This is a genomic window from Mesorhizobium sp. WSM1386 (genome assembly GCF_055901595.1).
In genome coordinates, this window is sequence record NZ_CM148373.1 from 2,470,002 (window position 1) to 2,491,992 (window position 21,991).

Annotated in this window: 15 protein-coding genes and 1 pseudogene; 6 read left to right on the forward strand and 10 right to left on the reverse strand. The window is 57.9% G+C overall.

Going from position 1 to position 21,991, the window contains the following annotated elements:
* Positions 1-108: 108 nt before the first annotated feature.
* Positions 109-1,551, forward strand: coding sequence for an alpha/beta fold hydrolase (locus AC0NIH_RS12125; protein WP_473461208.1), 1,443 nt, complete (start codon positions 109-111; stop codon positions 1,549-1,551).
* 286 nt (positions 1,552-1,837) lie between these two features.
* Here AC0NIH_RS12125 and AC0NIH_RS12130 read toward each other — a convergent pair whose 3' ends face one another.
* The 5 genes and pseudogenes from AC0NIH_RS12130 to AC0NIH_RS12150 form a co-directional block, all read right to left on the reverse strand.
* Entirely contained in the window at positions 1,838-2,140 is a 303-nt protein-coding gene (locus tag AC0NIH_RS12130; RefSeq protein WP_473461738.1) for a hypothetical protein, read from the reverse strand.
* A gap of 136 nt (positions 2,141-2,276) precedes the next feature.
* Positions 2,277-2,432 (reverse strand): annotated as a pseudogene (locus tag AC0NIH_RS12135) (alpha/beta fold hydrolase); the annotation flags it as partial.
* A 313-nt stretch (positions 2,433-2,745) separates the two neighbouring features.
* The gene (locus tag AC0NIH_RS12140; RefSeq protein ID WP_473461211.1) at positions 2,746-4,224 is read right to left on the reverse strand and encodes a hypothetical protein; all 1,479 of its coding nucleotides are present in this window, start codon (positions 4,222-4,224) and stop codon (positions 2,746-2,748) included.
* Positions 4,225-4,276: 52 nt separating this feature from the next.
* Positions 4,277-6,289, reverse strand: a complete 2,013-nt coding sequence (locus AC0NIH_RS12145; RefSeq protein ID WP_473461214.1) for a hypothetical protein — start codon at positions 6,287-6,289, stop codon at positions 4,277-4,279.
* 29 nt (positions 6,290-6,318) lie between these two features.
* The gene (locus tag AC0NIH_RS12150) at positions 6,319-7,662 is read right to left on the reverse strand and encodes a hypothetical protein (protein ID WP_473461218.1); all 1,344 of its coding nucleotides are present in this window, start codon (positions 7,660-7,662) and stop codon (positions 6,319-6,321) included.
* 525 nt (positions 7,663-8,187) lie between these two features.
* Between AC0NIH_RS12150 and AC0NIH_RS12155 the strand changes: the two genes are divergently transcribed.
* Positions 8,188-10,575, forward strand: a complete 2,388-nt coding sequence (locus tag AC0NIH_RS12155; RefSeq protein ID WP_473461220.1) for a patatin-like phospholipase domain-containing protein — start codon at positions 8,188-8,190, stop codon at positions 10,573-10,575.
* A gap of 39 nt (positions 10,576-10,614) precedes the next feature.
* Complete coding sequence (locus AC0NIH_RS12160) at positions 10,615-11,274, forward strand: hypothetical protein (protein ID WP_473461223.1); 660 nt, start codon at positions 10,615-10,617, stop codon at positions 11,272-11,274.
* Positions 11,275-11,361: 87 nt separating this feature from the next.
* Here AC0NIH_RS12160 and AC0NIH_RS12165 read toward each other — a convergent pair whose 3' ends face one another.
* From AC0NIH_RS12165 to AC0NIH_RS12180, 4 genes are all read right to left on the reverse strand, one after another.
* Positions 11,362-12,531: a GTP pyrophosphokinase gene (locus tag AC0NIH_RS12165; RefSeq protein WP_473461225.1), complete on the reverse strand. Its 1,170-nt coding sequence runs from the start codon at positions 12,529-12,531 to the stop codon at positions 11,362-11,364.
* Between the two features lie 335 nt (positions 12,532-12,866).
* The gene (locus tag AC0NIH_RS12170) at positions 12,867-14,555 is read right to left on the reverse strand and encodes a pYEATS domain-containing protein (protein WP_473461228.1); all 1,689 of its coding nucleotides are present in this window, start codon (positions 14,553-14,555) and stop codon (positions 12,867-12,869) included.
* Positions 14,552-15,748, reverse strand: coding sequence for a caspase family protein (locus AC0NIH_RS12175; RefSeq protein WP_473461230.1), 1,197 nt, complete (start codon positions 15,746-15,748; stop codon positions 14,552-14,554). Before AC0NIH_RS12175 ends, AC0NIH_RS12170 begins: the two co-directional genes overlap by 4 nt.
* Positions 15,745-16,851, reverse strand: a complete 1,107-nt coding sequence (locus AC0NIH_RS12180; protein ID WP_473461233.1) for a hypothetical protein — start codon at positions 16,849-16,851, stop codon at positions 15,745-15,747. Before AC0NIH_RS12180 ends, AC0NIH_RS12175 begins: the two co-directional genes overlap by 4 nt.
* Positions 16,852-17,680: 829 nt before the next feature.
* On the opposite strand from AC0NIH_RS12180, the gene AC0NIH_RS12185 reads away from it, so the two are divergent.
* Both AC0NIH_RS12185 and AC0NIH_RS12190 read left to right on the forward strand, forming a co-directional pair.
* Complete coding sequence (locus tag AC0NIH_RS12185) at positions 17,681-18,655, forward strand: ankyrin repeat domain-containing protein (protein WP_473461235.1); 975 nt, start codon at positions 17,681-17,683, stop codon at positions 18,653-18,655.
* Between the two features lie 38 nt (positions 18,656-18,693).
* A complete protein-coding gene (locus AC0NIH_RS12190) occupies positions 18,694-19,776 on the forward strand; it encodes a hypothetical protein (protein WP_473461238.1) in 1,083 nt (360 codons plus the stop codon).
* Positions 19,777-19,901: 125 nt separating this feature from the next.
* On the opposite strand, the gene AC0NIH_RS12195 is transcribed toward AC0NIH_RS12190, so the two are convergent.
* On the reverse strand, positions 19,902-20,927 hold the full coding sequence (locus tag AC0NIH_RS12195; RefSeq protein WP_473461240.1) for a toll/interleukin-1 receptor domain-containing protein: 1,026 nt from the start codon (positions 20,925-20,927) through the stop codon (positions 19,902-19,904).
* A 297-nt stretch (positions 20,928-21,224) separates the two neighbouring features.
* Between AC0NIH_RS12195 and AC0NIH_RS12200 the strand changes: the two genes are divergently transcribed.
* Positions 21,225-21,791 carry a hypothetical protein gene (locus tag AC0NIH_RS12200; protein WP_473461242.1) on the forward strand — a complete coding sequence of 189 codons (567 nt, stop codon included), beginning with the start codon at positions 21,225-21,227 and terminating at the stop codon, positions 21,789-21,791.
* Positions 21,792-21,991: the final 200 nt, after the last annotated feature.

Here is a 21,991-nt window from a genome sequence, read left to right on the forward strand (position 1 = left end):
AATTTGTACTCGCCAAGCTTGTGCTCAAAACGCCCAGCGACTCGACGGATTAATGTCGCTACAAAGAGAAAGCGTCTAAGAAGGGTTCATGTTTGAGGGGAGCGAACAGTGCTTGAGAGGGCTGCCAAACTAACGTCGCTGAACATCGTACAGCCGGGGATTCCCGCGCCGCTGGTGAACGTCGTATTTCTCCACGGCCTCAACGAGGATTGGTTTAAGAGTTGGGGTTTCAATGAACCCCGATCGTGGAAAGACTACCTGCGCGAGGCGTGTCCGGAAGCTAACCTCTGGAGCGTCGACTATCAGGTACACTGGTCTGAATACGGGGGAGGCTCCATGAGCCTCTACCAGCGGGCCCTGAACGTGTTGGGAACAATTCGTCGCCGCCTTGATGATGAACTTCCCGTCATCTTGCTCGGGCACAGCTACGGTGGCTGCCTTATCAAGCAAATGCTCAAAACCGGCGCGGAAACGCCCGAGTACGAGGCCTTTGTCGACAAGGTAAAGGGCATAGGACTTTTCGCCGTTCCAAATTCCGGCGCCAATCTCGCTGATTTTGCGGAGAAGCTAGCGGCGATCGGGCGTACGAGCAAAGCGATCGGCAACCTCACGAGAAACAGCGAGGCCCTCACCGAGCTCTCGCCATGGTTCCGAAACAATGTCGTGCGGCGCAACTGGAAAGTCGTGGTCTTTCACGAAACCCGGCCCACACCACCTGGTGTCTTTGTAGTCGACGAGAGCTCCTCTGATCCCGCTATCCTCGACGTCTCGTCGCACGGTGTAGACAGTCACCACAACGAGGCCCAGCTACCTGGCAACGACGAAAACGACATCCGGGTGCAATTGATCACCGAGCTTGCGACTAAGGTTGCGTACGCCGACGGGAACGCGCCGCTACTCTTTAAACCGCAAGAATTGTGGGTACTCAGCGGCGATGCATTGGATCAGGATATTGCCGCCACCGCAGCTCGTGAGCAAACCGATCACAGTCCCACACTGCAAGCGAGACTGAAGTATCTGACGCAGGCCAAGAAGGCAGAGACGCTGGCTGCAAACGCACTCGAACGAGCTTACATTCCGTGGTGGAGAAAGCTCCTCCTAGCTCGTCCTGCTCAATTGGTCGCCGCTCTGCTACTCGTCATTGCCATAGCGCTCGCTGGTTTCCTCAGGTTCGTTGGCCCCCAGCCTTTTCCTGGCCCTTCGGTTGAGGTATGCGACAACAAATGGCTTAGCGATGGCGACTACACGAAGTGCTTCGAGTTCTTGCGCAAGCATTACAGGCCGGTAACGCTCGATGGTCGCGTTTCGTGGTTCGGATTTGGGAACGACGACGAGTACAAGGCGGACTGGGTTCTGGCTATCGGCGACGGTTGTTGGTCGACGCAGCGAGCCGTACCGCGAGAGAAGGTGGATCAGGAAAACGAGAAGCTGCGGCCGCTTGGGTTCACCAGAACCTGGTATCAGGCCTTCACCGATAAATCGGGATCGGAGCAAGTACAAGCATTGTGGTGGCTGGCGACGACCGAACCCTGTCCCGTGGTTCCTAAATAGCAAACCCCGTGATCAGCGGACGCTGTCATGTCCGCTTTCGGTGCACATCTCAGCGGTTGATCAGGTCTTGCTGCATGGGAAAAACAGACACCCGATCGAACTGCGCCCAAGTGGTATGTTTGCGTCAGACCACCCGGCGTTTTCATCGGGGCCGGCCTCGCTTCAGACGCCGCACTTCAAGGCTCGAGTATCTCTCAACTATCATTTGACGACAAGGAGTGGCCGCTTCGACTGACTGCAATCCCGGTTGGTATGTCTAACCGCTGCGACAGTGCCACGCGGTCCATCAGGCGTGGGGCACAACCGAGGGCGCCGCGGAGCTACGCTGCAGAAAGCCCATGATCCGCAAGCCGTGCGCTGGAAGGTGGTGGTAGCCTTGTTCGATGAAGTCTACCTCGGCTTGGGGGACGTTTTGCCTGAGCCGGTCCCGGGTCTCGCGCAAATCGAACACGGCATCTCGCCCACCGACGATAGCCAGCACCGTCATGCTGAAGTCGCGTAACTGTGCGTCGCTGAGTCGCGGAATGAGCAACACCCTCGGCTTGATGGCGCGGCTTATAGCATCCATCAATGCGCCGAAGGAAGTCATCCGTCATTTCGTTTGGCGCGGGACCGAAGATCAATTCGCACACCTTTCTTGCCCCCCAACCACCCAGCAGAAGTAGCGGCAGCGCCTTGAGTAGGAAGTTCCTCTGCCGACCTGTGTCTGCTGGGCAGAACAGAGCCAAGGCGTCAACCGCGTTCGGCCACCTGGAGGCGTAGTCGAGTGCAAGCCAGCCGCCCAGGGACGTGCCCACAAGGGCGGCGTGCGTCAGTCCAACGGCGGCGAAGACATCGTCAAGCCACAATGCGTGGGCGTCGCTCTCGAGCGGCGGCTGCACCCATGCGGTCCTGCTCGGGAGAAGTGGTCATGCCGTTTTCCTCGTGGCTTAGCGGACGCATTGGATTTCGTGATCTACCCATTCCGCCAATCAGGCAACTCCGTTACCTCGTTACAATCCCGCGTCACTCGTCAATATTGTAAGGGCAAGCTTGGCCCGGATCATTGGACAGGCTGCGTATGACGCTGCCGATCCGTGGGAAGGAAATTTCCCTCACTTCCCAATCAGTACCGCCAGTACGGAACAGGGGTGCACGCAAAGTTGCCGACTGCCGTAAGTCCTCGCCCCTGCGTGCCCGACAGATCGCTTCCGATCAGCCGGGCGCCTCCTTCCATTTGAAACCGACATACATGCTCTGTGCGACACCGATCAACAGCAGCAGATTGGTATCGAAGTTGACGAAGGTAAAGTTCCAGACGACGTTCCAAACGAACAGAATTCCCAGGATACAGGTCCAAGCCACCGCCTGGATCCGATGCAACGCTGGTCCGTTGCCGTCGTTAAGAATATCTAGGAAGAACGAATTTGACGTGCTGGTCTTGTCGCTGTCATCGTTTAGGCTGATGGCTGCCAGTCCAGATGTCGCATTGATGCCCAGCAGCACCAGAATGCCGCCGGTGATCAGACCGAGATAGATGCCCATGGTCAGCCAGATGAAGATGAAACCAGCTATCGTCAGGAACATCCAGAAGGCCATCTGCGTACGGGCTAGGCTGTAGGGGCCTATTGGCTCGCTAAGCGCTTCTTGAGCAGTTTCCGCAGCCTTTGTCATAGCAGCGGCGGCCGCCGCGGTTTCCTTGACAGTCTGATCGGCGGCCTTGACGTCATCGCTGTCCGCGGCCGCGTGGACTCTTACCTTTGCCGCAGCGTCCGTTGCTGCCGAGGCGTCTGCTTTTGCCTTATCGGCGGCTGCTTTTGCCGTCGTCAATGCGTCGGTTGCGATGGGTAAGTCGTTCCGGGTGCGCTTGTTGTCGCGCAACATCGTCGTCTGCCTGGCCAGGCCCCAGAAACTGGCGGCAAAGGACAGAAGGGAGGCGATGCCGATCCCCAGCGTCCAGAGATCATATACTATGACCGTAATCGGCGCGGTTCTCGTATCCGGCAGGGTGGTCGCGCTTCGCGACAGACCAATGGCAACGATCTTCTGACCAATTTGGGCCCAGTCCCTGCCCTGGGATTGGGCACTCAGCAGTTCGCGCCAGAAGATCGCGCCGTTTTTTCCGGCATCGTTGGGTACCTCCAATCGAAACAGCAGGGCCTGCTGGCCTGATTTGGCCTGGGCCTGGACTGTCAGGCCCGGAGCGGTCTTGCCGTTCAGGAACACCGACAGCGTGACAGGCTGCGGCTGGGCGGCGGCAGCGGTGAGCGCCTTTTGCAGTGCTGTGTCGGCTGCCTGCAGCGTGTTCCACGCGGCGTCACGCGCCGACGCGGCCGCTGTTTCATAACTGACCTGCGCTGTATCGCGTGTTTTGCGCGCACGGATGATTTCGTCCGCAAGATGGACCTCCGCAGTTTGCGGGACGACACCGGCCACGACGATGCAGACAGCATGATTTATTGCAGTCTGGGGTGGCAAGACGGTTAGTAGCTGCAGCTTGCCGTCTGCGATCAGCGCATCTTGCCCGTCGGCCCGGGGCGTGAACACGTTGTTGTCACAACTGGCAACGTCGGGAGCAACAGTATACTCTAGGTATGAGGATCGTCCGAGGCATGCGAGCAACAGCACGATCCCGGTGATCGCAAATCGTTTGGCTGCAAGCCGCGACGTGATATAGTCCCTGATTATTGTCAATCGATGATCCCCCCCCGGGTTATTAATACATAAAATTTGCAAGCCCGTCTGTTCAGGTGTGGATGCTCATGACGGCATCCCTGAACTTTTCGACCGTGGTCAGCGAACTGTTGATGCTGTCGCCGGCATAATAGCTCTCGCCTGCCTTGACCTTCCTGAACCTTCCCCTGGTGTCTTGCGGCACAGGCATGGATGCCCATTCCTTGGCCAGGCTAAGCATGAACCGATTGAGCCGATCGTCCGAAAGCGGATTGGCCAGGAAGGTGCCCAGCCCTCTTCCCTTCATCAGGGCAATGGCCAATATGTCCTGCTTCACACGGCTGAACTCATCGGTCGTCTTGATGAAGCCATTGCTGATCAGCCCCTTCAGGGTACCTCTGACGATCTGGTATTTGCCGCATGCCGACGAAGTCTTGTTCTTGGCGACCATCTGATTTTGGAAAGCGAGGATCTCGCCTACGCTCAAGGTTGCCACGGCAGGATCGTTGGTGTTGCCGGCATGGCCGAAATACGCGTTGTAATTGTTCCTGCTCTCGAACTGGCCGATGAAATCGAGCAATGTGCCGAACTGCCCGGCAGCGGCGGCGCCACCGATCGCGGCGTCGCCGGCATTGTCGTCAGCGACCTTCTCCGCGCTCTGCCAACGGATGGCGAGAATCTTCGCGCGGTCGAACTTGGTCAGGGTCACGCGATCGCTCTGGTTGCCGCCGAGCAATTCGACCTGTTCGTTGTCGGAGCCGAGATAGCGCGAGAAGAAGCCGACGTGACTGGCGCTGGACGAATTCTTGTCCGGCGACATGACCACGACCGCGCCCTTGGGCGGGCTCGGATCGCCGAGCGGAACGCTCTCGTTGCCGAAGGATTGCCAACTGCCCGAACTCAGCGGATTTCCGGTGATGGACTTGAACAGTGCCGGATTGGTCTTGTTGACGCAAAAACCGGCGAAGGCACCGCACCAGGCCGGTATCTCCGCCCCGGCGGGGAGTTCCTGGCCGATCGACTTGAAGTAATCTCGAATGCGAGCCTGCGCTGGAACGGTGGTCTCGTCGCCCAGCGGCGCCCACGCCGTTTGCTCGGCCTCCGCGTCCGGCATCCATGCCGCCGTGCCGTCGGAATTGGGCAGATCTTCCGGTGCCTGTTCCTTAATCAGGGCAAAGGCCTTGGCAAAGGCGGCTTGCAAGAGTTTCTCGACATTCACGATCGCCCCGTCGACGGTTTCGACGACGCCGGAATCCCAGTCCTTCAGGACATTCTTGCGGGTATCGAGAAGGGTCTTCACGTCATCGGCGCTGAATGGTCCCGATGGTGCCGTAAGCACCACATCCACTGCAGTGCCGCCCTGGCCGGCGAGTTTCATGGTGCGGAACTTGATCGCCGTTTCAACACCGAACATGTGTGCCAGAAGAATGTCAATATATGCAGGAACGTAGGGGCCGGCCACGCCTTGCGTGTCGCTTAGTCCCGCCGCCACGTCGTTCCTAGTGATGGCGGCCGAAATGTCCAGCATTGCCTTGCGGGCGAGGAAAGCGGCGCCGGCGATCTGGTCGAGACCGATTTCCCGGTTGGCGGCGGAATAGTCCGCGCCAAGTGGGTCGTCCAGGAAGTTTTTCCATTCCGCCGTCGTCAGCTGGAACGGGCCGCTTCCGTCGCCAGGCGGGGTCTTGAGGCCGATATTGCCAAGCTTGTTCTTTGTGTCGGTGAGGTTGCTGGTCTCGATCAGCGCCCAGGCGATCAAATAGTCCGCCGTCACGAAGAACGGACTTTTCTTGTCCTGGCCATTGATCCAGAATTCGGCGTCGACGCAGCCTTTGATGAACGACCAGATACCGAACTCGATTCGCGGCGGGGCCGTGACCTCGACCAATCGAGCCTCGCCGGCGTCACCGATCTTACGAGCCCAGCCGATGGCTGGTTCGTCCAGCGGGTTGTAGATGGTCAGATGTGCCCAATTCCCGTTCTCCGTATCTGCAAAGCCAACTTCATCTCCAAGGACCTCGGCGCCATTGTCGGATGCAAGATCAGCGGCCACCTTTAAGCGAGTTGGCTGGTTAAACTTATAATACATAAACATGTTCCTTCGGGAAAGCCTGTGTACTAGCTGCTGAAGTCGCCCATCAGATTGTAAAAGTCGGGAGTTATCTGGTCGACAAACATCCCGCCAGGATCCGACGAAATGTTTGGCTTGGTGTCTGGTTCAGTCTTGTATTTTTGGATGTATATTCTCAGATCATCGATAGACAAACTGTCCTTGATGGAGTCGCCGTATTTCTTCTTGAGGAAAGCAATAAGTCGAGTGTTAAATTTGCTGTCAGCGTAAAGGTGCCTCTCCAAATAATTCCGGGGGCCGACTCCGCAGCTGGTATTTTCCCGCAATGTATTTATGTCGGAGGTATCAAGAACGACCTTTATGGCTCGCCAGTCTTTCATGTCGTAGTTGTGCGCTCTTGAGGCTTTGAAGATTTTCAGTGCGGCTTCCGTCTGGCCGCCATATTCGCCATCAGCCTGTGGCTTGCCGGCCGGCGCGGTGTCGGGGAAGCACAGCGCCTTCTGGATGGCCTTGGCTGTGCGCGGATCGATCGGAATGCCACTGGTGTTGACGGCTGCCCATGATTTCACGGTTGGGCGTGGGCGAATGCGACCCTCATCCACCTTGGCGCCGCCACCCAGCGGAGCGTTGCTCGAGTCGAATGTGATGTATGACTTGCCAGGCTCATCCGTCCGCTGCGCGGTGGTCAGCACCGCATTGGCTTCCATCTCGATGGCAAACGGCATGCAGACGCGCAGATAGGTGCGCAGGGCGTGTAGCGCCTGCGGCTTGTTCCAGATCGTCGTACCGTAGATTTCTTGCTTGACGTCGTGCTGACGGCGGAAAACCAGCGATTTCACCGTGGTCGCGTCGAGAGCTTCCAGCAAGGTCTTGTTGGTATTGCGAAAAGTGTTCTCGGCCAAGCCGAAAGCAGCTGCAACGATCTTTATCGAAGGTTCCGATGCCGAGGCCACATCAAGCACCGCTGCGGTGAAACTGTCGGTGTCCGAAATCTGGGCGAGGATCGAATCGCTGGTCTTGGCTTTGTAGTAGAGGCCGTCCAAAAAGGAGTCGCAGCGCTGATCTATATCGTAAAGGCCCATGTCGACGAAATTTTTCCAGTCGGTCGGCGTCTCGATGACGCATTGCCCGCCGGATACCAGTCCCGCCTGAGTGCAGATGCTGCCGGTGTAAGCATTGAGCAGGCTGGTGTTGGCGATGGTCTGCCTTGAATAGAGATCGGGGCCGACAGCACCAGAATAATGGCGAAAGCCGTCTTCAGGCATACACCCCACAACAGCCGTGCAAAGCACGCCGATACAAAGCAAGCGACGCCACGCGGCTGCGGGTGGTAAAACCGGCGGTTGAATCCGAAGCAGGAGCCGTATCGAATTGCATATCGAATGGAACATGATTGCCTCACTTGGAGCTCAATCATGCTGGACAAACGAATTTGGCCCGCCAGTCGCCCTAATGGCCAAAAAAAACTTTTCCACTATATCAACAGGAGTTGTGCACAGAATATATTTATTCTGTTGAAAGAACCATGTCTTGGAATAGACGTATTGACAGAAGTATTTTTTGCGAATCCGCTCATTTTTTTCAGAATAGCCACCTTTCGATCGCCTAGCGCTTCGCGCAGAACTCCATTTTGGCGACACAAGGACTGGCTAGCGGAGTTTTCGGCGACCCGCTCGCACGATGACCGAGGCGCCGGGTCTTCTCGTGAAGCCCAATGAAGGCAGACTTCGACGTGCGGTCGATCGCGACGAAAACCGTAGCATGTCTTGTTCCGATCAGCACCTCAGCGAATGACACACTCTGTGCGCTCCTCGGTGCCAGTTCTTTTCGCTCAGAAGTATCAGTTTGGCGTCATTAATTAACTCGACAATTTGCATGATTTAGAGTCTGTTTTCTTCTTAAAAATGGGGGGGAAGATGGCATTTTCGGGTGTCGGTAGTGATGGTGCATCAAGTGATATTGCGTTTGAGGATGTCCTCAAAAGTGAGATGCGCGCGATAAACGGGCGGCGAGAGAAAAATCGCAGTAAAAATCACAGGCCTAAAATCTCTGTCGAGGCGCACGGTTTCAAAGCGACCGCCGACAACGACCTGACTGGACTGGCCCTGTCCGGCGGTGGCGTGCGGTCGGCGGCATTTTGCCTAGGCGCACTGCAAGGCCTCCAGTCGAGACAGATCATCAACTCGATGGACTATCTCTCCACCGTCTCTGGCGGCGGCTATGTCGGGTCCACGCTGACAATCGGACTTTCAGGCGACCCCGACGCTTTCCCGTTTGGAAGGGCAGATCAGGACAGCAGCGAGTCCCCGATCGTCAAACACCTTCGCGACAACTCGCGCTACCTGGTTCAGAACGGCTTACCCTCGCTTTTTACGGCCTTGGGCGTCTATGCCCGAGGACTTGCGTCGAATGTCGTGGTGGTGATCCCAATTTTGATGTTCTTCGGCGCACTGCTCGTCGCGCTCAACGCCGACACCGGCGAACTGGTCAGGACCCGCGTCTTACTGGTCGATCTCACTGGCATGCTCGGCACGGGCACGCTTCACGTATCCTTGGCGGTCCTATGCGTGTGCGCGGCAGTTCTGGTGGTTTACGCGGTGCTGGTGTCGATCATTCCACACGCGGCCCTGAAGTGGCGAAAAAAGGGGGCGGCGGTGGCTGGAACCATCCTGGCGGTTGCCTCCGTCCTAATTGTCCTCGACCTCCATGCGGCCTTGACCGGTTTCCGTTTCCAACTTCTGGCGCAGGACGTGGGCTCGGCCACGTCCGATCGGTCGCTTAGCGGCTGGCTGCTCACGCATTTGAAGGCCATCCTCTTATGGCTCTCGCCTGTCGCGGCGGTGCTGCTGCCCTATGTAAACAGCATTGCGGCCAAAGCGACCAGCGGCGACGCCGGAGGGTGGACGGACCTTCTGAAACGCGTGTTCAGCAGGGTGCTGTTGTTAGCGATCGCTTCGCTTGTGCCACTCATCCTGTGGATCACTGTCCTGCAACTCGCATTCTGGGGAACCGAATTGGTTCCGGGTGGCCAGCAGGCTGGCACAAGTGCGTCGTTTGCCCATGCGCCCTATGTCTTTCAATGGTTGCTTGGCGCGGGTGACCACGGCACGTTGACGGCCTATTCGCGATGGCATGTGCCGCTTCGCTATGCATTGCTCGCCGCGGCGTTCCTGCTTTTGTGGCCGTTCATCAATGTCAACGCCAACTCCCTGCATCAGCTCTATCGCGACCGTCTCGGCAGCGCCTTCTTCGTCGGCCAGAAAGATCCGAACGGCCAGGAGGTCCGCCCAGCGGACGCGTTCAAGCTTTCCGACGTCATGACGGACAATGCGCCATATCATCTGATCAATGCGGCGCTCAATGTTCCTGGCTCCAAGTTTGCCAATCGACGGGGCCGAAATGCCGACTTCTTCCTTTTCAGTCCGCGCTACGTCGGGAGCGAGGCGACTGGCTATGCTGAGACCAGCAAGATTGAAGAGGCTATGAAAGAGCTCACTTTAGGAACCGCCACGGCCGTCTCAGGAGCAGCGGCGGCCCCCAATATGGGTATGGCGTCGGTTCGCCCCCTTTCATTGTCGATTGCATTGTTGAACGTGCGGCTGGGCTACTGGCTACGCCATCCACGCCAGATCGCTCACGGTGCTCGGATATTAAAGAGCTACCCGGGGCCTGTTTTCCTTCTATCCGAAGCATTTTCGAAGTCCGGTCTGCGCATGACGAAGCGCGATGTGACATCAAGAGAAACCGGCTTCGTGTTCCTGACCGACGGCGGTCATATCGAGAACTTGGGTGTCTACGGCCTGCTACGCCGCCGCTGCAAACTCATCATAGCCATCGATGCGGAGGCGGACCCCACGATGACCTTCCCCTCACTCGTCCAGCTGGAGCGATTTGCGCGAATTGACCTGAATGTGAGGATAGATTTGGGATGGGGCAGCATAGCAAAATACGCGCCCGATGCTTCGCGGACACAAACCGGCGGTCCGCATGTGGCGATCGGGATCATTCACTATCCATCGCTTGTACCTGGGGCCAAGCCCGAAACGGGTGTGCTTATCTATCTGAAAGCTTCGCTCAGCGGAGACGAGAATGACTATATCCGTTCCTATGCTGCCGCGCATAGGCAGTTCCCGCATGAGACGACAGCAGATCAATTGTTCAGTGAGGAACAGTTCGAAGTTTACCGCGCTCTTGGGGAACATGTCGCTGCGCGTTTTGTAACCGGCCAGGATGCCGTCTCGCTACCAGACGACGCCGGAGTTCTCGAAACTATGAAACGAATTCTGCCGATGATCTCGCTTTAAGGTCTCGCGAACAGTCGGCCTATTTCGGGGACGATGGAAATGGAAGCGTTTAGCGGAGCGGCAGGAAGCCCACACCGGGTCGTCGTCACGGTCCACGGTATTCGCACGTTCGGCCAGTGGCAGGACCGGCTGCGCGAGCTGATCCGCAAGCGGGAACCGGAAATGATCGTCGAGCCGTTCCGATATTTCATCCGGACGCGCGCTTCGTGTTCGTGGCGCACTTGCCGGCAGCGTCTTGCGCCCGAGCTTCAACTGGCCGCGCTTCCTGGAAAAGTTGCAGGTGTGCCGGGTGGTGAACGATTGCGGCATCAACGATTCTGTTCTACGCGGCTGACATGGCGCTCAGACAAACGCAGCCATGATTTGAAAAGCACTATAAGAGGCGAGCCGATGGCAAGAGCTATCCCAAGGACTAGAGGCTACTTGCTTGAGGTGAACCGGGGAACCCGCGGCAGTCGCCGGATTTGGACAGAACAGCTAGAGGCTGCTGATCTTACGGTTGTTGTCGTGCCGCACTTGACCACCGTCGCCGTCTACAGACCGGCAAACATGACTTGGTCCAAGTTCAAATCGATTCTGATCTTGATTATGCAGCCACAGAACTCAAAGGCGTCGCTGCTACTCAGCACGGATCGTGGCAAATGGTTCGTGTGCCGCAACCGCGGCAACCGACGCGGGCAGTTCGTCAAGTATCCATGAAATTTTGGAGCATCCGGCGCGACGAGTTATGCCGATACGCGGCCGTCCGGCGCCACCGCGCATTGCCAACGAAAGTGTTCGGAGGCGCTACGCGGCCCTTGCCCCGCCTTTCGGCCGCCGCCCGTTCGATCTCCCAGGTGCCGCGATTTCGTCTCCTCCTAGGCTGGTTGCCCTGTCGGCTTTGTTTTTGGCGCGCCACCTTTCGAAGTTAACCTTCGCCCTATCGGTGAGGAGCGAAGCGAATAAATCGTTGTCGCCCGCGTAGAGGCAATGCCGCATGACCGTAAAGGGATTGAGCGTCTCACCATCCCCCTGTTCCTCGAAATCGGCTTTGTAGCGGCGAACCTCGCCGATGGTCTCGCGCAAATAGAAGTTGAACTCGCCACGACTGATCTCGGGCTTCAGCTTGATGACCTGCTGCGTGAAGCCGTCGACCTTATGCGCCTCGAAATCGACCCCGGGAAAGAAGTGGCTCGCGATGCGCAGTAGGCTGAAGGCGTTCAACAGGGCGTATTTGCGTGGCGGCGCCGCCGCGGTTTCGACCTTGATTCGCGGACTCGCTGATTCTTCCTCAATTTCCGCATAAGGAGTATCGGCGCGTTCGATCTCCTTGGCCGTTTCATCGCGAATGACGCGAAACTCGCGATCCGCGAGTTCGAACAGGGCCGCGAGCGTGTTGATACGCCGCTTCAGTCCATTCGGAATCGACTTCTTGTACTTGATCTTGTGGTCCAGAACGCTCCAAGAGTCCTGCACCACGGTTCGGATCTGTAGCTCGAACGGATACTGCGCGTATCCCGCATATTCCTTAAGAGTTCTTCGCCCTTGGCTAAGGCGCAAGTCGAGATGCAGGCCCTTGTAACCAAAAGCATCGGACGTCTCCTCTATCTGGGCTGTCTTGTCGGTAACCCCGAGTACCTCAAACTCTTCCTCAATAAGCGCCTTCACGCGCTCGACGTCGTCCTCGTAGAAACAGATCACGCGCAGGCCGATAAGGTCTGAGATGTGGTCGCGGATGGCATAGGGCGTTTGGGAACTCTCAAGCGCCGTTAGATATTTCAAGCGGAACTTGTTCAGGCATTCGTCACGATCCTTGATCCGGCGTTCGACCTTGGCTCCGGCGATCACCGCGTCCGTAGCGAGCAGGGATCGTGTCAAAGTATGAAAGGCGCTGGCGGCTGCATCCATCGCGTCCCACGATGAGTCATAGAACTCATGAAAAGCCACCTTCTCAATCTCGTAGTCCAGCGACGCCATCAGATCTCCCAAGGCCCCAGTAAGACCAAACAGGTCCGGATGGTCCCCATACTAGAGCAACGCCGGTCCTTCTCCAACAGAAGGCTTGATCTGTCTTCCGCCACAGGCTCGCCCGTGTTCCCAAAGCGGGGGCGCGTCTTTCGCCGTTGAAAGGTAGCGACTAAGAAGAGTGCCCATGCGCTCGACACAGCACATATGAGGGCGCGAGAGGCCGAGACGCTGCGAGCGCACTCCGCCATTGTCGAGACCGACAGAGTGGGGCGGGGCCGACGCTCGCTGCATCCCGAGTTCAAGAAACTCGGCCTGCCGGCGATCTGGGGACGGTGACCGCTGCTTCAGTTCTCTAAGATCGTCCGCGGCGCGCCCTTGACACGGGCGAGATCGAGCTCAAGTTCTACTTTCGCCTGAGCAATCCAGGCACCCACAGTGAATCCTCCGTAGGCCAGAGTCGTGAGCGATGCCACACCGTCTCTGAATGGAACCATCAAGTGGTCGGGACTAAACGTGTCGTGCAAGAAGAGTTCAACCTCGTTCGCACCGCCCTTCTGCGGCGCGCGCACGACCAGGTTGATCCGCACCCAATCCGAAGTCCCTCGTCCGAAGGTAGCCCCCAGCGTATAGCCGTCGACACGGCTTTTTCCCCCAAATCGACCCTTATTGCGATCCTCCGGCGCAATAACATTCCGACTGAGGGCAGGTGCGGTTTGCCCTTTTCCCTTCGAAGGCGGCGATGCTTTTCGCTCGACGACGACCTTGTCTCCGGCGAGCCGACCGCGCGCGACGATATGGTATTCCTTCCCGGATAGCTGGAGATCGCCTTTGCCGGTCGGAGTATCCTCCCAGCTCAGGAAGGGGCCGGAAGGCATTCGCCGCCGGCTCCGTCGAGTCCAAACGGCGAGTTCCTTTCGGGCCGCCCTCTTCATGGCGGCATCGGTTCCTGAGAGCGAAAGCGCCGTCAGCATGTCCACGGCAAGGGCGTCGGCCGCGATGAAATAGGTGGCGCCGGCCAGGCGCGCCTTCTTGATGCCTTCAAAGCACCGGGCCTCGGCTTCATGCCGCGGCCCCTTGGCACCCGCATCCGCCCAGGCGACAGCCACCGCGGCGTCTGGCAGCCATTGAAACCGTTCTAGCAGGCGCCGGGCGCCGGCTTCGACCTTGTCTATCTCGCCGCTGCGCGCCATCAAAAGCGCCGCGGCCGCGGCCGCCCAGGGGTCGTCGAGTCGATCGGACAGGAGATCAATGGCGTTGGACAGCGGGGCGGTCCCGCTGATCCCGGACGAGGCGGCGGCTCGTACGACGTCAGACGCCGACCCGCCGAACATTTGGTGAAGGCTGGCGACAAGAGCTGCCTTCACTGGGTCTATTGGCGCGAGGTTGAGTGCAATGTCAGGACCCGTCGGGGTTACCGAAGGCGCTAGCGTCACCTGCAGCCCGCCACGGAAAAGCGGCAAGGGCGCACGCCACGGACCACGCCCGGCGATGGCGATGGTCATACGCCAGCGATGCCGGTTGCGCCAATCGGTCGGCCGTTTGAGCTGGAAGACCAGCCTGTTCCCATCCGCGTAGTTCTGCACCACCTGCGGGGTAGCCCCCCGCCAGCCCCCAATCTCGCCTGGCCGGTCATCGACAGAAATTGCCACTGCAAACGACTGGGTCGACTTGACGGTTTCCCGCGCCTTCAATTTTGCCTCGGTCGTACCGGTCCAGCTCGGTCGAGCAGGGCCTACGCGGGTCGGAGACGTCAGGCCCCAGCTCACTTCATCTCGCAGTTGCACCGTCCCTGCGGCGTCCAACATGACTTCCTGCTGGATCGCCCCGCCACCGAGTGGTTCGATCCAGGCGGTGTAGACGCCCGGCTTGAGGTTGACGGTTCTGACGTTTCTGCTGCTGGTGAAGCTGAGGTTGGCGGTATTCGCCGCGTCTTCTCCGACTAGGCGAACCTGATAAACGCCATCACCCGGCGACTTGACCCGATAGGCGTTTGTGACCGAGCCGGGATCCTTGAGTATTTCGTCGTCGCTCATGGCTTCAGCACCACGACCTGTGCAGGCGGCATCGCATTGAACGCCTGGGTCTTATACTGCGGCACGCCACCCTTGAAATTAAGACTGGCGGTGAATTGGCGGCGTCGGTCGGCATCAACGGTAAATCGCCAAGCCAGTTCCTGCCGCTCTGGATCGGCCGTCCAATCCACTTTCAGCGGCGCGGCGTCGTCGCTGACCGCAGATCCGCCAACGACACTGGCAAAGTGCGCTTCAGTGCTGGTGCTCACCTTGATCGGCACCTTTGGTGCAGGGATGGCCATGAGCCCAAGTCCGCGCTCATTGAAGGGGTGCAAGGGCTCAGTCTGTAGGCCGGTCCAGTCAAACACAGCGTCGGCTACGTCCTTTAGGCCGAACAGCAATTGTTGGCCGGTCACCACCCAACCGAGTCCCGGAAGGGGCTCCACACAAGCATTGCTCAAGCCTTCGATGAGGGCCTGGGTGAAATAGGGCGGTCGACCGTCGGTTGGGGCCCACGCGCGCCCGCCAAGCTTCGACCCCGCCAGGGCCACAGGCTTTCGTTTGAGCCGGACTAGGTCAGCTACTGTATACTCAACTAGGTTTATGCCGGGTGTGCCGGTCGGCATCCCAAGCATTTCGGGAACGACCTCCTGGCAGGCGTCCAGGAAAACCCAAGCGCGGTCAGCGCCCTGTACAAGCAGCCCCTGAGCGAGTGTGGTCACGTTCAGCGACTGCGACCACTTGCGCGTCTGCAAAGACAGAACGTCTTCACACAGTCCCAAGGCAGCAACGTCATCCGCAACGCCATGGCTCGACATGTAGAAGAACATGTGGTCGCCTGGCCGACAGCGCGCAAGCCAAGTGGTGCCTGCAGCCTCGACATTGCTTTTCAGGACCGGATCGACCGTTACGGATAACGCGGCGGCGCCCGTTTGCTGGACGATATCCACCCCATCGCGCCCAAGAACGACGGATGGATCGGAGATCAAGCATTCGATAGTGGCCAGCGGCGCAAGGAATGAACTGCCGCTCTTAGTTAAGAAGGTCAGCATCTCTCGAGCGCCTGCCACCGTTGCCCTGCGATCCATGCTTCTTGTGGTGCTGAGGTGCGGGAAACGTCCGCACCCAATGACAAAAGCGTGGGTGACGGGCGTTTCCGGAAGGCCGGGCTCTGCCGGATAACCTGGATCCTGGGCCGGATAAACCAGGGTCATGAAATAAGCCCGGCCGCGGCGGACCGCCTGCGCAGCCGCTCATAGAAAAGGGCGTTCAGAAAATAAGCCCCGTGAGCATCCATGACGCCCGCGGTCGTGTCCACTGCGAAATCCTTGACGTCGTCGAAAACCGGCTCGGTGAGAAATGAGAGCACGTCCATCTTGTCGAACACGTTCCACCAGCGCTCTACGCATGGGGGCTTGCCAGTCTTGCCCTTCTGTTGAGGATTGCTGGCGGCGTACACCCGCATCTCCTCGAAGACGGCGACCTGCGAGCCGATTGTTACTAGCAGTTCGACCCGCAGCGGAAACCCAAGACGCGCCTCGAATGCAGCCATCCAGGTTAGGTCAGATAGGATGTCGTAAAGGATCACACCCCCCATGCTATGGGCAGCCAAGATCAAAGGCTCGTTCTTCTCCTTCGCGGTCTTGGCGGCGAGGTCGACTGCGTCTGTCACGACATTTCGAATGTCATTACGAGACTGACCAGACTTCAGATACCGGAAGACGTCTCCGATAAAGATCGCCACCTTCGGACTGAGCACCTCGCGGCCAATTTTGCCGAAGGGGCTGTTCACCAGATTTGACAATCCGCCAACGAGTTTGTCGGCAGCGGCTTTGATTGGATCGAAGAGGCCAAGATCGACTTTCGCCATCGCGGACGCTTCCTCCCGGAGCTTGTCGTAAAACTCCTGGTTGGTGCTAGTCGTGGCGAGCCAGCCGGGTAGTGGCTGGCTCTCGGCGTAGGCCGCCGCGCCAGCCCAGAAGTCCTCTGCCTCCATCAGGGCAGCGGCGTCCCCAGTATCCTCCGCCGCCTGCAAGGCCGAAACCGAGAGCGCCGCGACCAAGGCGGGGAAATCCAGCTTGGCCTCTTCAGTTATGAAGTCGCTAACAATCAGATCGCCGCCCAGTGCTTCGAAGTTCGACCCAAAGCTTGGAATACAGGTCAGATCTCCTGCGCCAAATTTACCCCAATAGGGGTTCTGGATCGTAACCGCCCCGCCGAAAGCTGTCGTGAAGCGCCGGTCGCGGGCTTGGAGCGCCGGCTCATATTTGGCGTCTTGGCGAACACTGACGCCATGGACAAACACCATCTGAATCATTGAGTTCCCCCATCCCCACTTTAAGATGAGTATGCACCATTCTGCAAACATTTAAATCTGAATTTCATGCGTACTGGCCGCTTGGCAATTGTTCAGGCAGAAGCCGATCAGATCATCACATTTCAAAGCTCACTCAGCTTCTGACCGAGACTCAACCGATTGTGAATTCGGAAAGGAATGCTATGACGACGACCAATTACGAGAGACATCTTCTCGATCGCGCCGCGAGGAATATTCAGTCGGTCTTGAATTCAACGTGTTAAGCACGAGCCACCTATTTTGCTCGTTTCGATTCGGCGAATTCTATCGGAAATCGCGTGGTAATTTCTGTTTTTACTGCAGCTTGGGCGCGCCATGAAACCTTGCCCGGTGCGATCTCAGTGACGCCCCCAGATCTTAGCACGTCACGGGCATCGAATACCGCCTATGCCAATTCCGAGGTTTCGTGCGATCCAAACACCGTATTGGAATAAGTCGAATCCGGATCAGTTACTTCGCACGCAAGTGGAGAACAGGCTGGAAGATTTCGTTCTGGATGCCCTCTACTCGAAAGGCTTTTTTCCTGCACGCACGCGTCCAGCTGATGGAGCGGTCCTTGGCAGATTAGTTGGGTCAACTCACAGCTCAGATCTTGCCGACGCCAGCTTGCGCCGATAAGTTCCTGACGAATCCAGAAATTGGGCCCACCTTAGCTTTCGAGTGGGTTTGGCTGGACAGGGGGCATGGGTGGGATGGGGGCAGCAGCCGCTTCGTTGGGGAGTCGAGAAGCACCTCGAGTTCATTGAGTTCCGCCTTGTTTTGGTATGGACACGCGAACCGAAGCGACTTGATGGAGCTTGATCCGCTCGACTTGGCCGAAATCCGTTTGATTGCGGATAACCGGACAGAACAACTCGCCGGATTCGCCAGTTCGCCGCGCTTGCATGCAGTGGATCGCAAGGGCGACACGCCGCTGCATATCGCGGCACGGATGGGCAACCTTGCCCTGTGCGATCTGTTCATTCGTTCGGGTGCTGATCCTAGAGCGAGGAATCATGATCGTCAGTCACCAGCAGATGTTGCCTCTGCCGAGGGCCATCTAATCGCAGCACAACTTCTCTTCTCGCTCGTTGGTGGTCCTCACGTCGATACTTCTCGCGTGGTGCTTACCGAGGTACTGCGGGGAGATGTTGAGTTTGCAGATGAACATGCGGCGCCATCGCCCGGCGTCGAGTCTGCACCGTTCGAGCCAGACGAAGATCAGATTGCGCTAGATGATCGGCTAAACTTCGAACCGGAAGAGGATGCAGAGCACTATTTCGATCGATCGGCCGGTGATTCAGCTTCGGGCACCTTCGTCGCACTGGTGACCGGCTCACCGACAGATTCAACCGAAACGGATGTCGATTGGGAGATTGAACTTTCTTCGGCCCAGATTGCTGGAGACGGCATCGGTTCGGAAGCTGCGATCACTCCCGATCATGGCGGAGAACATGACTTTCTTAAGGTCGGAAATCGGGGGAGGCAATCGACAAGGCGTGCAGTGGTATCGTCAGGGGAGATCATTTTTGGCCACATCCCGCGGATGTTCTCCGGCAAGTCGATCCTGCGGGGCCGATCGAACCCGGATCGATGGTGGCCGAGCCAGTACGGGACGTCGCCGCGGAATCCTATCTCCTTGGCCGGATGGGGATGGCACCCCCGACGGCGTCGCCGCTGCTCGACCAAATGCCGGTGGCTAGCCTCGCTAGAGTCCTGCCGGCTGTCGGATACATGGCCCGTCGCGTGGAAGCTGAGGGAACCCCCTCCAGGCAGGTCGGGCTGAACGATGGCTATCGGCTCCTGCATGGTGAATCCCATGGCTTGATCGAACTTCTGGACTGCCTGTTGCAGAAGGCTCTCCGCAAGAAGAGGACAGGCCGAAGGCCAGGAATCGCGGAGACCTACGGCCTTGTCTATCATATTCTCACCGGGCGATACGGCGGGTCGGAACTTGATCCCATCCGCAGAATCGTCAGGGATCATGCCTTGGCGAACCTCGAGTTCGGGCCACGCGAAAAGGTTTTCGGCCATCCAGCGGGCAGAGACCGCATCAGTGGTTTGCCGGAAATCTACGACAAAACGCAGGTGCATTATGCAAAAGCCCGAAAGCTGCTGGCTGCCGGAGGGTTCATCGCAGGGGACGAGGAGGTGCTTCGCTTCACGGGCAAGGAGCGAAAGGAGATCGTCGCCTTCCTGCTCAGAAGACTCACGCTCCCGCAGGCCGCTGCCAGGCTTGAGCTTACCGCAAGCACCATGCGGAACCTGGTCGACGCCCGCGTGGTCGAGCCTCGCATCCGATCAGGCACTCAAGGGATTCATGCCCACGTCTTCCATCCTGACGACCTAGATGTGCTGGTGCGGCGGATCACATCGGACTGCTCCGTCGTCCACGATCCGCGCGCCACGGGAATGGTCACGCTGTTCGAAGCAGTGCAAGGGTTCTCGACTTCGTATCCTGAACTGCTCCGGATGTTACTTGATGGCAGGCTTCGCTGCGCCGGCCTCGCAAAGGGTCGGACTGGGCTTGGTGCGGTGGTGATCCGAAAGGATGACGTGCGCCAGGCATTGAGCACGAATTTCCGCGAAACTGTCTGTCTCAACCAAGCCGATCGCATCCTCGGGACGAGTTGGGCAATCACCAAGGCTCTCGACCAACTTGGATACCTAGGGCCAACGGTTGCCGACGGGCAAGGGACGCAGAAGAAGCTCGAGGCAGTTCTGGCATTCAAGGACTCCCACATCAGCGCGTTCTTCGCCGGTCGGATGATGAGAACCCACGCGCGGTTCGTCGCAAACATGCTCGCAGAGCACGGAATCCGTCCGGTCATTGGGAAAGAGAAGGTCGGGACGGATTTCTACGAACGGGTTCCAGTGGAATGCTTGGTCCACGCGCTAGCAGCGTAGCGTATGCGCAGCGAGGGATGACGAGTGCCGTATGGGCCGCCACAACACCTGGCACTGATCCAGAAGCGGAGGTTTGCCGATGTCTGCGGAATGGCCGCTTCTGACGTTCAAAGCATTCATTCAGGCTAGAGATACTGATCCCAAAAATCTCGGTCGTCGGATTCCGTGGGGGTGCCGCTCGGCCGTGAGTCCATCAAGGCGCGGCCTTCTTCACTGTCTAGAAAATGGTCCAAGGCCAACAACGCCTTCCGGAGTTTCGAAAGCTTCTGCTTGCCCCAAGCCACGGAATTCTCTTCGTCGTTATTAATCACATTCCGTTGGATCGCATTCTCGAATTCCTCGCGCTCATGGAGCCAGTCGATTTTCGATGCCTTGTCATAGTGGTCCATGATCACGTGTTTCTGGACAACACGTGCAACCGATGGGAGTGCAGCCATCACGTCGGCGATCAGCCCGTCGAAGACCTCTTCAGGGTCGTCGCCCCCCGAAGCTTCTTTCATGATGGCCTTGACGGCAACCGGATCTGTGGTCACCTGAAGTTTCTCGATCAGCCCGTCCTTATCTTCGACCAGCCGCTCCAGTCCCTCTATCTCCTCCTTCTGCTCCGAGATCGTGTTCAGCGCTGCCTGGTAGTCCTCAGCAGGGACCTTCGTTGCCCCAGGCAGCTTTGCGATCGCCTTTTTGCTGGCCGACCTCCATTCAGTCCGCTTCGCATCCCAGACGTGCTCGTTCCGCTTCTCAAGCTTGATGCCGGTCTCGGTCACAATTCTCCTGAAATCGACGAGGCCGGGATGCTTGGTGATATCCCATGCCTGAACGAGTCCCAGAGTGTTCTTCACGTAGTCGAACGACAGAGGCGGCACAACAATTGGGAGGGTTGTGTGCGATTGCGACCACGCAGCGCCCAACTCCATCAAGCAGAATGGTCTTTCCATGTATGATGGCGTCATCAACAGAAGGACTAATTTCGGCTCCTGGATTTTGTTCTTCATGTAGGCATTGAAATCCTTCGTCATCGGCACGCCATGGCCTTCGACGCTGGAACAAAAAATCTCGTCGTGGGGGACACCGATTGCCTCCTTCAAGAAGTTGGTCAGCAACTTGGCAAGCATCTTGTCGGCAACGGCGTGACTGAGGAAAATGGCGGCCATGAACAATTCTCGGTAGGAGGTAACGGCGTCCGCCTTTATCACCTCCGATACGGCCTACATCAAGCCCACCTCGGGCCGACCCTAACGACATTGCTACCCTTGGGAGCTGCCCACATACCGCATGGTATCGGTTGGTAAGCGCGGACACGCAAAAGGAGGTCACACCTAGCGGACGGCTGCCATGGGGCCACGCGAATCGGGCCAGCTAAGAACTAATCAAAAACCTAAACCAAACCTCTTGCAAACCTCCCGACTATGATGCATATTTGGCGGACTCTTACCGGAGGATTTCGGAAAATGCCCCGACGCAATCTCGCCGCCGTTGTATTCACGTTCAAAAGCATCGAAACCATATGTTCTGTCGGAGGAACCCAGTCGTGGCGCATGCATCAGAGCCACTTCGGAACCTTCGATTATGTGATCTGCGCCCGGAACCGCCGCCGCGCTGGCGTTGAAGGGCCAGAGGAGCACGGCTCTGCCTTTCTCATAGGAAAAGTGCGAGACATAGTGCCATCGACAGAACATAACGATCCCAATAAGCCGCGCTTTCTCATTCGCATGTCTGAAGCGGCAATCATTAGGGACAAGCCAAACTTCTGGCAGTGGGGCCGGTGGCCCACGCACTATGAAGATTTGGACACCCTTGGAATCAATCCTTCGGATTATGACTTTAAGCCGCTTTCTGAAATACTCGATGAAGCGCGGGAACAATCCGGAGTTTTGACGAAGCCCTTGGTTCCCACTTTGCCGCCATCCGGGATGGGTGTCCAAAGCTGGAAGAACACTATTGATCGCGCCAAAACTTCTCTTGCCGCCGAGTTGGGCGTTGATGCCGACGCCATCGAGATTGCCGTCAGGATGTGATCGGGGCAACCAGAGACCTGAAACAAAATTGCCAGCTCTGTTTCAGCAGCGACGGCTTTTCGCGCTGTTTCCAAACAGGGCCACTCGGCTTCCCACCAACTTTGGTCATTTAGCATTGACTAACGCCTAGTCCTTCGGGAGGTTGAGTTACATTAATTTCCACTTATCCCCAGACCCCATCGTCTGCTGACAACAACCCA

Coding starts and splice junctions, on each gene's coding strand:
- AC0NIH_RS12195 (WP_473461240.1), bottom strand. CDS start 20,927: ATGGCCGCCATTTTCCTCAGTCACGCCGTTGCCGACAAGATGCTTGCC.
- AC0NIH_RS12175 (WP_473461230.1), bottom strand. CDS start 15,748: ATGACCCTGGTTTATCCGGCCCAGGATCCAGGTTATCCGGCAGAGCCC.
- AC0NIH_RS12150 (WP_473461218.1), bottom strand. CDS start 7,662: ATGTTCCATTCGATATGCAATTCGATACGGCTCCTGCTTCGGATTCAA.
- AC0NIH_RS12130 (WP_473461738.1), bottom strand. CDS start 2,140: ATGACTTCCTTCGGCGCATTGATGGATGCTATAAGCCGCGCCATCAAG.
- AC0NIH_RS12200 (WP_473461242.1), top strand. CDS start 21,225: ATGCCCCGACGCAATCTCGCCGCCGTTGTATTCACGTTCAAAAGCATC.
- AC0NIH_RS12165 (WP_473461225.1), bottom strand. CDS start 12,531: ATGGCGTCGCTGGACTACGAGATTGAGAAGGTGGCTTTTCATGAGTTC.
- AC0NIH_RS12155 (WP_473461220.1), top strand. CDS start 8,188: ATGGCATTTTCGGGTGTCGGTAGTGATGGTGCATCAAGTGATATTGCG.
- AC0NIH_RS12170 (WP_473461228.1), bottom strand. CDS start 14,555: ATGAGCGACGACGAAATACTCAAGGATCCCGGCTCGGTCACAAACGCC.
- AC0NIH_RS12145 (WP_473461214.1), bottom strand. CDS start 6,289: ATGTATTATAAGTTTAACCAGCCAACTCGCTTAAAGGTGGCCGCTGAT.
- AC0NIH_RS12185 (WP_473461235.1), top strand. CDS start 17,681: ATGGAGCTTGATCCGCTCGACTTGGCCGAAATCCGTTTGATTGCGGAT.
- AC0NIH_RS12160 (WP_473461223.1), top strand. CDS start 10,615: ATGGAAGCGTTTAGCGGAGCGGCAGGAAGCCCACACCGGGTCGTCGTC.
- AC0NIH_RS12180 (WP_473461233.1), bottom strand. CDS start 16,851: ATGATTCAGATGGTGTTTGTCCATGGCGTCAGTGTTCGCCAAGACGCC.